Raw genomic sequence first — 10,780 nt, 5'->3', positions numbered from 1 at the left:
GTTCAGTATGGATATGAAGTTGAAAGGCTCTCCGGTTCCACCAGGACCGGAGAGGCTGAAAGTAAAAGGATTCTTTCATTTGAAGAACGACTAGCCATACTTGAATGGGGGACTGAATTACCGTGTGGCGCCTGCGCGATATTTCGTTAAGTCACCTATTCGATATGTGCTGGCCCCTGACTCGAGTCCATCCCGGGCCGACTTAAAGCCAAATACAAATAAAACGGTAAACCTGTGGGAGCGAGCTTGCTTGCGAAGGCGTCCTGTCAGTCACCTTCTAATTGACTGGCACACCGCTTTCGCGAGCAAGCTCGCTCCCACAGGGTTTTGTGTTGTCTGTTAAATCCCTATCAATCCTGTAATGAAGCTTTTATGACAAAAGTTCGGTAGCACATCGCCAGTCCGGTCATGCCTATGTAACGCGCTTGAGGGGCCCAATGGGGCGCTTTTCACAAGCCGAGGCGGGACGCCGGGAGTGAGGCAATGGGGACTATGGAACGCTACTCGAAAGTGGGCATGCAGGAACTCGATCAACGCCTGTCGAAGATCGTCGAGGCCGCGCGCAAGAAGCCGGTTTCGGTGTATCGCTACGGCGCGCCGTGGGTCTGGATCGTCTCGCAGGATGACTGGCAGGGCGCCTTGAAAGAGGTCTCCAGCTACATTCCGCCGGGCCATTCGCTGGTGTTGCTGCGCCCGCAGATCGACGACTTGTTCGACGCCCACCGCGAACTCCTGCACGACCTCAATGCCGAGCCGGGCATGTTGATACCCGCGCAAACGGTGATGCACATCCTGCTCCTGCAACTGCTGTATTCGGTGCCCAGCGAACAGCAACTGTATGAACAGCTCAATTACAACCTGCTGTTCCGCTGGTTCGTTGGCCTGGGCCTGAACCAGAAAGTCTGGAGCTTCAACGCCCTCAGTCGCGACATCGCCACGTTGCTCAACGAGCCGCGCGCGGTGCTGCTCATTCAAAAAATCATCGGCGAAGTGTTCTGCGGCGCGTTGCTGCAAATGCCCGAGTTCTCGTTGAACTTCGCGCTTTTGCACACGTGGCTGGGCAAACACGCCTGCGCCTCGACAGCCAGCAATTGAAGCCATACACGCGGCGTTCGAAACGCCAACAGGTCATCGCGAATTCAGGGGGTAGTGTGGAACCGATTTTCAAGTCACGGCTGGCGCTGTGGGGCTGGCTGCTGGTGACGGCGGGCGCGCAGCCGGCATTGGCCGAAGAGGCTGCCAGCAACGCAGCAGCCCAGCGTCTGGTCGACGTCAACGAGTACTTTGTGCGCGGCAACACCGTACTCGATGCACGCGCGATTGAAGAGGCGGTGTACCCGTTTCTCGGCCCGCAAAAAGCCCTCACGGATATCGAAGGTGCTCGGGACGCCTTGCAGAAGGCCTATCAGCAACGCGGCTATCAATCGGTGTTCGTCGAGCTGCCGGAACAAGCCGTCGCCGACGGCATCGTCTACCTGCAAGTCAGCGAAACCAAGGTCGGCCGGGTACGTGTGGTCGGCGCCAAACACTATTCGCCGCTCGATATCCGCGACGACGTGCCGGCGTTGAAGGAGGGCGAGGTACCGGACTTCGCCAAGGTTCAGGGTGAACTGGCGCAACTGAACAAAACCCCGGGCCGCCAGGTGATGCCGCTGGTGCGCGAAGGCCAGCGCCCCGGCACCATGGACGTCGATTTGCAGGTTGAAGACCAGAACCCGTGGACCGCCAGCGTCGGCCTCAACAACGACTACAGCGCCGACACCGAAAAGCTGCGCACCGTCACCAGCCTCGGCTACAACAATCTCTGGCAACTCGGCCACAGCATCAACCTGACTTACTTCACCGCGCCGCAGGACACTGACAACGCCAAGGTCTGGTCGGGTTCGTATACCGCGCCGCTGACGGATCGCTGGAGCGTGCAGTTCTCCGGTTACCAGTCCGATAGCAACGTCGCCACCATCGGCGGCAGCAACGTGTTGGGCAAGGGCCATTCCTATGGCGTCTCGGCGATTTACACGTTGCCATCGAGCGGCAACTGGTCGAACTCGCTGTCGGCCGGCATCGACTTCAAGGACTTCGACGAACGCCTGACCCTGTCCGGTGAGAGCGACAAAGTCCCGCTGCAATACGCCCCGTTCACCTTCGCCTACAACGGCTATCGCTACACCGAGAAGAGCCAGCTCGGCCTCGGTCTGAGCCTGGTAGCCGCCACTCGTAGCATTTTCGGCTACGGCAGTTCCGACGAAGATTTCGACTACAAGCGCTACCGCGCCAAGCCGAGTTTCGCTGTGCTCAAGGGCGACACGAATTACACCTGGACCTTCGACAGCGACTGGCAGAGCGCAAGCAAAGCCGCTTTCCAGTTGGCCTCGGGGCCACTGGTTTCCAACGAACAATTCTCCGCCGGCGGCGCGACCTCGGTGCGTGGCTATCTGGCTGCCGAACGCACCGCTGATGACGGCTTGCTGCTCAGTCAGGAAGTGCGCACGCCGTCGCTGGCCAAGTACGCCGGCACATGGATGCAGGACTGGCGTTTCTATGCCTTCGCCGAAGGCGCGCAACTGTATCTGCGCGACGAACTGCCGGACCAGGACGCCAATTACGCCTTGGCCAGCGTCGGCCTCGGCACCCGCGCCAGCCTGAGCAAATGGCTGTCCGGCAGTCTCGACTGGGGCTACCCGCTACTCGAAGGGCCGAACACCTCGAAGCAGGAATCGCGCCTGCACTTCAACCTTCAAGCCACTTTCTGACAAGGAGCACGTTCATGCAGCGCCTCATTCTTTCGTTGTTTATCTGCCTGGGCTTCGTGCTCCCGGCCACGGCTCAGGCCTGGTGGCAGGACGACTGGCACTACCGCAAACAGATCGCCGTCGACACCACGCCGCAAGGTGCGGCGATCAATCAGGCTCTTGGCCGCACTGCGCTGCTGGTGCGCCTGCACACCGGCAACTTCACCTTCGATGGGGTGAAAGAGGACGGCGCGGACCTGCGCTTTGTCGCCGCCGATGACAAGACCGTACTCAACCACCAGATCGAAAGTTTTGATGCGCTGATGGGCATGGCGCTGATCTGGGTCGATGTGCCGAATGTCGAGGGCGCTCAGCGCCAGGACATCTGGATGTATTACGGCAATCAGAAGGCGCCGGCCACCGGCAACGGCCAACTGACCTTCGACCCTAATTACACCGCGCTCTATCACTTCGACGGCGCCACTGGCACCCCGGCCAAAGACACCACCGCCTACGGTAATACCGCACAAAGCGCGACCGGCGCGGCGATTGACGGCGTAGTCGGGCGCGCCTTGCAGTTCAGCGGTCAGCCGCTGTTGCTGCCGGCCAGTCCATCGCTGCAGCACAACGCTGGCAGTGCGTTCACCTTCAGTGCCTGGCTGCGTCTGGATCAGGCCAATGGCGAGCAACTGATTCTCGCCCGTCGCGAAGGCGCCAACAGCTTGCTGATCGGTGCGAACCAAGGCGTACCGTTTGTGGAGATCGATGGCCAACGCGCCGTCGCTACGCAAGCGCTGAATCCGGGCCAATGGCAGCACGTTGCGCTGACTGCTGAAGGTTCCAAAGTGACCCTGTTCATCAATGGTCGCGAAGCCGCCACGCTTGCCCAGGCGATGCCGGCCTTCAATTCGGTCATGGCCATCGGCGCTGACGTGCACGAAGGTCCTTTTCAGCCGTTCGTGGGCGCTATCGACGAATTGCGCCTGTCGAAAGTGTCACGTCCGGCAGCACTGTTGCTGGCCGACGCCACCTCGCAAGGTGCCGAGTCGAAACTGGTGGCTTACGGTGTCGACGAAGAACAGTCCGGTTTCGGTTTCGGCAGCCTCGGTTTCCTGCTCAACGCCGTGCCAATCGATGCCTGGGTGATCATCGCCGTGCTGGTGCTGATGATGTTCCAGTCGTGGATCATCATGCTGCGCAAGAACCGCAGCCTCAGCCGCGTGTCTGCCGCCAACGAAGACTTCCGCGTGCAGTTCACCAAGGTCGGCACGCGTCTGGAGATGTTCGCCGACGACGCGCAACTCGCCCAGCGTTTGCAGCATTCGTCGCTGTGGCGTCTGTATCTGGTAGCGGTGAAAGAGATCCGCACCCGTCGCGAGCAGGGCGCCGATACCTCGTCGGTGTCAGCGGCCACCATCGAAGCGATCCGCTGCTCCATGGACGGCGTACGTACCCGGGAAAACCAGCAACTGAGTTCGAAACTCTCGACCCTGTCCAACGCCATCGCCGGCGGCCCATACATCGGCCTGCTCGGCACGGTGTTGGGGATCATGGTGGTGTTCCTCGGCACCGCGATGGCCGGCGACGTCAACATCAACGCCATCGCTCCCGGTATGGCTGCTGCTTTGCTCGCCACGGCAATGGGCCTGTTCGTCGCGATCCCGGCGTTGTTTGGCTACAACCGCCTGATCACCCGCAACAAGGAAGTCAGCGCCGACATGCGCGTGTTCGTCGACGAGTTCATCACCCGTCTGGCGGAGATGCACGGCGAGAGCCAGTTCAGTGAAGCGTCGCATCGCGGCCATCACGCCAACCACTCCGTACCGGCCTGAGGAGCACTGACATGGCGTCTGTAAATGCCTCCCACGACGATGATGACGATGCCGCGGTGGACAGCATCAACATCACCCCGCTGGTCGACGTGCTGATGGTGGTGCTGGTGATGTTCATCCTCACCGCCACCGCGCAGGTTTCCGGGATCCAGATCAACCTGCCCAAGGCCAGCGCCTCCGTGTCGCTGTCCGAGGCCAAGACCAAGGCGATCTCGGTTAACGACGGCGGCCAGGTGTTCCTCGACGCCTATCCGGTGACATTGGCTGAACTGGAAGAACGCCTGCGCATCGAGAAGGCGCAGAGACCGGATTTCCCGGTGATCGTGCGCGGCGATGCGACCGTGCAATACCAGAAAGTCATCGAAGTGCTGGATCTGTTGCGCCGGCTCGAACTGTCCCAGGTCGGTCTCGTCACCGGCAAACCGAGTCAGGGCTGAGTCATGACCGCACAACTCCCGATCGAGCCGCTGCCGGTGAAAAAACCAGCGCTGCGTTATGCGAAGTGGGGCGCCGGCTTGCTGATCGGCGCGCTCGCCGCGTGGTTCCTGTGGCAGTGGGCCAATGACATGAGCGGCATCCGCCGCGAAGCGCCGAAGGTGCCGACGATCATTCCGTTGCCACCGCCGCCACCTCCGCCGCCAGAAAAACCGCCGGAGCCGGAAACCCCGGTCGAAGAAAAAGTCGTCGAGCCCGAGCCAACGCCCGAGCCAGAAGAGGTCAAGCCCGAGGAAGAGGCACCGCCATCGCCGGCGGACGATCTGGCCAACCCGATGCAAATGGACGGCGATGCGCAGTCCGGCAATGACGCTTTCAATATCGGCGCGGGCAAGGGCGGCGGCATGGCCGGGACCGGCGGCGGGCGTCTGGGCACGGGGACGTACAGCCAGTTTCTGGCGTTCACCTTCCAGCGTTTGCTGCGTGAGAACCCTGAGCTGCGCAACCTCGCGTTCTCGCTGCAGGCCGACGTGTGGCTGAGCGGCGTCGGCGAAATCACCCGGGTCGAGCTGATCAAGTCCAGCGGTAACCCCGAAATTGATACGCAAGTGCTGGCCGCGTTACGCGGTGCGCCGGCGCTGAGCGAACGGCCACCGGCCTCCATCACGTTGCCTGTGCGCCTGTCCCTGCAAGGGCGGCGTCCGGGTTAATTCACTTATTTACGCTTTGCCAAAAGGAGTTGTGTGCAGATGATTTCCAATGTGAATCGATTGTCCCTGGCGGTCGGCATGGTCATTGCGACCCTGGTCGGTCAGGCCGTGGCAGCGCCTGCGCCCTCGGAGAACGCCACGATCAATCTGATCCGCTTGCTGGTCGAGCAGGGCATTCTGAAACAGGACAAGGCCGACGCGCTGATCGCTCAGGCGCAGAACGAAGCGGCCCAGGCCAAACAGGCCGCCGCATCCACCGCAGTCGCGGCCGGGCCGGTCGCTGCGCCGGGTGACGTGCGTGTGCAATACGTGCCGGCAGCGGTGCGCGACCAGATCCGCGACCAGGTCAAAGCCGAAGTCATGGCCACCGCCAAACAGGAAAACTGGGCCGCGCCCAACAGCTTCCCGGAATGGGCGGCGCGCATCAGTTTCGACGGCGACATTCGCCTGCGTGATGAATCGCGCTACTACTCTGACAGCAACAGCAACGAGATCGTCGACTTCGCCAAGCTCAACAACAATGGCCCGTACGACGTTAACCCGAACAGCAGCACCAATCTGCCGCCACTGCTCAACACCCGCGAAGACCGCACCAACCAGTTCCGCATCCGCGCACGGCTGGGCATGAAAGCCGAGATCTCGCCGCAATGGACTGCCGGCATTCGCATCGGCACCGGCTCGGACAACAACCCGGTATCGACCACACAAAGCCTCGGCGGCGGTTTCGCCAAAAAGGACATCTGGCTCGATCAGGGTTACCTGAACTGGAAGCCGACCGATGAGTTGACCCTGACCGGCGGGCGTTTCGCCAACCCGTTCATGTCCACCGACATGCTCTATTCCAACGACTTGAACTTCGACGGTGTGGCAGCGATTTTCGACCACAAACTCAACCGCGATTGGGGCGTGTTCGGCACCGTCGGTGCGTTCCCGGTGGATTACACCAACGACACCGCCAGCAGCAACGGCTTCGACAAGGAAGAGAGCGACAACAAGTGGCTGTACGGCGCGCAGATCGGCGCCAAGTGGGCAATCAACAGCAACAACCGTTTGAAAGGCGCACTGGCTTACTACCGCTTCGACGACATTCAAGGCCAGCGTTCCAGCCCTTGCGAACCGTGGGCCGGCGCGCCAGGTTGCGACAGCGATGGCAGCCGCGCAGCGTTCATGCAGAAGGGCAACAGCGTGTTCCTGCTGCGCGACATCACGCCGAACCCGCTCAACCCGACCACCACGCCGCAGCCGCAGTTTGTTGGCCTCGCTTCGGAATTCAACCTGCTCGATCTGAACATGGTCTGGGATGCCGACCTGCCAGAAGATTTCAAACTGCGCAGCCAGGGCAACTACATCCACAACCTCGCCTACGACGAAGGCGACATGCGCAAGCGTTCGGCCGGGCAGATCGTCAACAACCTCGACAGCAACGGCGACATTGAAAGCGGCGCCAATGCGTGGATGGTGCAGTTCACTCTCGGCAGCGCGCTGGACCTGAAAAAGCAGGGCGACTGGAACATGTTCGCTGGCTACAAGTACATCCAGCCGGATGCCTTGCCGGACGGCTTCAACGACTCGTCGTTCCACCTCGGCGGCACCAATGCCAAGGGGTATTTCATCGGCGGCAACTATGGTCTGGCGAAGAACGTTTACGCGACCGGTCGCTGGATGAGTACGGAAGCGGTGTACGGCGCGCCATTCGACATCGACGTCTTGCAGCTTGAGATCAACACGCGCTTCTAAGGCGCCGGGAGAGGGTTATGAAAACGCGATTTGTGTTGCTCGGGCTCGGGCTGTTGATTGCCACCGGGGTGAATGCCGAAGGCATGGAAGAGCGCCTGCGCACGCAATTGCGCAGCACCACGCAACAGTTGCAGGCCCTGCAAAGTCAGCAGGCCCAGGCCAGCGCCGCGCAACTGGCGGCGCAAAACGAAGCCAAGGCTGCGCAGGCGCAAATCAAGCAATTGGTCGCTGAACTGGCCAAGGCCAAAGGCGTCGCTGAGCAACTGGCCGGGCAGCAGCAGAGCCTGCACAGCCAGGCGCAGGCACAGGTAGCGGACAGCGCCGAGCAGACCGGCAAGTTCAAAAAAGCCTATGACGAGTTGCTGGTCATGGCCCGAGCCAAAGAGGCAGAACGGTCTAAGCTTCAAGCGCAATTGGCTGAACGTGACACACAAGTGCAGCAATGTTCAGTCAAGAATCAGCAGATGTACGGCGTCGCCAAACAGATCCTCACCGCCTACGAAAACATCGACGTGGCCGAGGTGATGAAGATCCGCCAGCCCTTCGCGGGCAGTGCCCGGGTCAAGTTCGATGAACTGGCTCAGGGGTTTGGCGACGACCTCTACAAGACTCAATTCGACGCGCCGCAAGCCGCGCTCACGCACTGACAAACAAGGAAGAAACAATGACTCAATTGATCAGCCACGTATCGCCAAAATCCCTGACCGAAGTCCTGCAAGCCGCCGGTTATCGCGTCAACGAAACCGAGCAGAACGGCATCGTCCAGTTGCTCAGCGCTAGCCAGGGCATTGGTTACGCCGTGCGTTTTGGTAATCCGGCGGTGGAGCAGGGCAGCTACGTCGATTTCACTTTCAGCTGTGCGCTGCGGGTGCAGGGTGAGTTGCCACAGGGTGTGGCCGAGCAGTGGAACGCGAGCCGTCGTTTTGCGCGGTTGTCGTTGCAGGGCGAGTTTCTGGTGATGGAAATGGATGTAGTGGTGGCGGCGGGCGTGAGCAACGATCACCTGCGCGGCAACCTGGAATTGTGGGATCGCCTGTTGCAGGAATTTATCGTTTATCTGCGTGATTTCACTCAGGCAGCGCAAGCATCCACTTCTAAAGCGGCTGTCGCCGAGCAAGAGGAAGTCGCGCTGTGAAGAAGCCAGCCATGGTGATCAGCGCTGCGGCAGTGGCGCTGCTGGTGGTGGCCGTGGCGCTGGTGGTGCGGCCGGGCAGTGACCCGGTCGCCGCCCAGCAATCGTCGTCCGTAGCGGCGGTTGCAACGGGGCCGGCGGTGGCGCGGTTGGGTAATCAGCAGGTAACCCCTGCGGAACTTCAGGCGTTGCTGGCTACAGTTCCGCCGGAAACCCGCGAACAATTGCGCGGCAATCGTGAGGCGCTGGAGCGCTGGATTCGCACACGTCTGGCCGAGAAAGCGGTGCTCGAGCAGGCCGATGCGCAGGGCTGGGCGCAGCGTCCCGAGGTTGCGCGGCAGACTCGGGCAGCGACTGAGCAGATCGTGTTCCGTGATTACTTGCGTTCGGTTAGCCAGGTACCGGCGGATTATCCGAGTGCGGCTGAATTGCAGCAGGCTTATGACGCGGGCAAAGCGAATTGGCAGACGCCGGCGTTGTATCGGGTCAGCCAGATTTTCCTTGGGGTGAATGATCCGCAAGGTCTTGAGGCTGTGCGCAAGCAGGCCACTGAGCTGAGCAAGAAAGCGCAGGCGACACCGGCGGAATTTGCTGCACTGGCGACGCAGTATTCGCAGGATCGCGTCACCGCTGAACGCGGCGGTGATAGTGGCCTGCAACCGTTGCAGCAACTGGTACCGGAGGTGCGTGGCGCCGTGGCGCGGCTCAAGGTTGGCGCAGTCTCTGATCCCGTCCAAAGCGCCGCTGGGTTCCACGTGATCAAACTCACCGAACAACAACCGGCGCGCGCCGCAACTCTTGATGAACTGCGCGATCAACTGACCCAGGCCTTGCGTGCTCAGCGTCAGGAACAGATCGCCCAAGCCTACCTGGACGGCATGCTCAACACCGCGACGCTGAGCATCGACGGCGCTGAACTCAACAAAGTCCTGGAGGAAAAACACTGATTTCACCTTCACCACAAACCCCCTGTAGGAGTGAGCCTGCTCGCGTCGACTGACACACCGCTATCGCGAGCAGGCTCACTCCTACAGGGAGCTGCGTTAAGACAAATACAAAGATCGACAGGGAGTCATCGATGTCATTCACCGAACCCGCAGGACGACCGGGCACCAACGATTACCACTGGCCGCACGACCACAGCGAACCTTGGCTCGCACACGCCGCCACCATCGACAGCGAAGTCGCGCAATACTTCCTGGTCAGCGCCCGCTGCGGTTGCTTCATGCAAGCCGCGCGCAGCCTCAACGTGCGCGCGACCTTGTTGCGCAAACAACTGGCCCAGCTCGAACAAGAACTGCAACACACCCTGTTCAGCTTTCAGGGCAGCGCCTTGAGCCTCACCCACGAAGGCCAACAGCTACAGGCCAAACTCATAGCGCTGGCCAACGAACGCAAACTGCCGGTGATCGAGCAACCATTGATCCGCCTCGCCGTCGCCGAATCGATCCTCCACGACATCCTCGGCCGCGATCTCATCGCACTGCTGCGGCGCAACGCCAGCGTGCGCCTGGAAATCATCGCGCTGGACAGCGAACTGTCGCTGCGTGCGGTCAGCGCCGACATCGTCCTCTGGCTCGCCCACGGCGAAACCCCGCACCCCGGCCCGACCTTCGCCACCAGCGAACCGCAAGCGCTGGCACGCCTCGATTACCTGCCACACATCGCCAAACGCTACTCCCGCGTCACTGCACGGCCGGACACGCCCGATGACCTCGCCGACTTCATGCTGGTGCAATGGCAGCACGACCGGCAGATCGACAGCTTTCGTCCGTGGAATGAGTTGGTTGAACAGCGGTTGGCCGGGGTGGTGCAGATGCAGTCTTATGAGTTGATGCTGGAGATGATTCGTTGCAGCGCTTGCATTGGGTTGTTGCCGGCGTATATGAGCCGGTTTGATCGAGGTCTGATCGCACTGCCGGGGCTGTTCGAGGAACCGATGCAATTGCAGGCGTGGCTGGCGGTCAATGCCGATTCGCAGAATGTGGCCGAAGTGCAGACCCTCACCGACCTCATCCACCACACCTTCAACGAACGCCAGGAGTGGTTCCAGCCGTGATGCATTCCCCTGTAGGAGTGAGCCTGCTCGCGATAGCGCCCGACCAGCCGCTGAAAACCTGACTGAACAGCCAAAATACAAAGGTTTCAGTACTAGCCTCAAATCCGCAACCGAATCTGCCGGCCCATCACATTACAGTCATCGCG

At 61.0% G+C, this 10,780-nt stretch carries 10 protein-coding genes; all 10 read left to right on the top strand.

All coding sequences use genetic code 11. The features are described from left to right. Window positions 1–483: 483 nt before the first annotated feature. The 10 genes from AC1DVF_RS24805 to AC1DVF_RS24760 all read left to right on the top strand — a co-directional run bounded on the left by AC1DVF_RS24805 (window position 484) and on the right by AC1DVF_RS24760 (window position 10,634). The gene (locus AC1DVF_RS24805; RefSeq protein ID WP_093433056.1) at window positions 484–1,095 is read left to right on the top strand and encodes a transposase; all 612 of its coding nucleotides are present in this window, start codon (window positions 484–486) and stop codon (window positions 1,093–1,095) included. Window positions 1,096–1,151: 56 nt separating this feature from the next. Beyond that, window positions 1,152–2,750 (top strand): ShlB/FhaC/HecB family hemolysin secretion/activation protein, encoded by a 1,599-nt coding sequence (locus AC1DVF_RS24800; RefSeq protein ID WP_477783300.1) that lies wholly within the window; start codon window positions 1,152–1,154, stop codon window positions 2,748–2,750. A 14-nt stretch (window positions 2,751–2,764) separates the two neighbouring features. Continuing rightward, window positions 2,765–4,561: a DUF2341 domain-containing protein gene (locus AC1DVF_RS24795; RefSeq protein ID WP_477783299.1), complete on the top strand. Its 1,797-nt coding sequence runs from the start codon at window positions 2,765–2,767 to the stop codon at window positions 4,559–4,561. Window positions 4,562–4,572: 11 nt separating this feature from the next. Continuing rightward, window positions 4,573–4,998, top strand: coding sequence for an ExbD/TolR family protein (locus tag AC1DVF_RS24790; RefSeq protein ID WP_477783298.1), 426 nt, complete (start codon window positions 4,573–4,575; stop codon window positions 4,996–4,998). Window positions 4,999–5,001: 3 nt separating this feature from the next. Further along, on the top strand, window positions 5,002–5,706 hold the full coding sequence (locus AC1DVF_RS24785) for an energy transducer TonB family protein (RefSeq protein WP_093433049.1): 705 nt from the start codon (window positions 5,002–5,004) through the stop codon (window positions 5,704–5,706). 39 nt (window positions 5,707–5,745) lie between these two features. Continuing rightward, window positions 5,746–7,443 carry a putative porin gene (locus AC1DVF_RS24780; protein WP_099759024.1) on the top strand — a complete coding sequence of 566 codons (1,698 nt, stop codon included), beginning with the start codon at window positions 5,746–5,748 and terminating at the stop codon, window positions 7,441–7,443. Window positions 7,444–7,460: 17 nt separating this feature from the next. After that, window positions 7,461–8,090: a DNA repair protein gene (locus AC1DVF_RS24775; RefSeq protein ID WP_460090769.1), complete on the top strand. Its 630-nt coding sequence runs from the start codon at window positions 7,461–7,463 to the stop codon at window positions 8,088–8,090. A gap of 17 nt (window positions 8,091–8,107) precedes the next feature. Beyond that, complete coding sequence (locus AC1DVF_RS24770) at window positions 8,108–8,578, top strand: YbjN domain-containing protein (RefSeq protein WP_116254711.1); 471 nt, start codon at window positions 8,108–8,110, stop codon at window positions 8,576–8,578. After that, complete coding sequence (locus AC1DVF_RS24765) at window positions 8,575–9,522, top strand: peptidylprolyl isomerase (protein WP_257354887.1); 948 nt, start codon at window positions 8,575–8,577, stop codon at window positions 9,520–9,522. The genes AC1DVF_RS24770 and AC1DVF_RS24765 overlap by 4 nt, the downstream gene beginning before the upstream one ends. Before the next feature lie 131 nt (window positions 9,523–9,653). Then, complete coding sequence (locus tag AC1DVF_RS24760) at window positions 9,654–10,634, top strand: LysR family transcriptional regulator (protein WP_477783297.1); 981 nt, start codon at window positions 9,654–9,656, stop codon at window positions 10,632–10,634. The last annotated feature ends 146 nt before the right edge of the window (window positions 10,635–10,780 follow it).

Source organism: Pseudomonas sp. P4_D7 (assembly GCF_056401755.1).
This window is presented reverse-complemented; position numbering and strand designations above follow the sequence as displayed.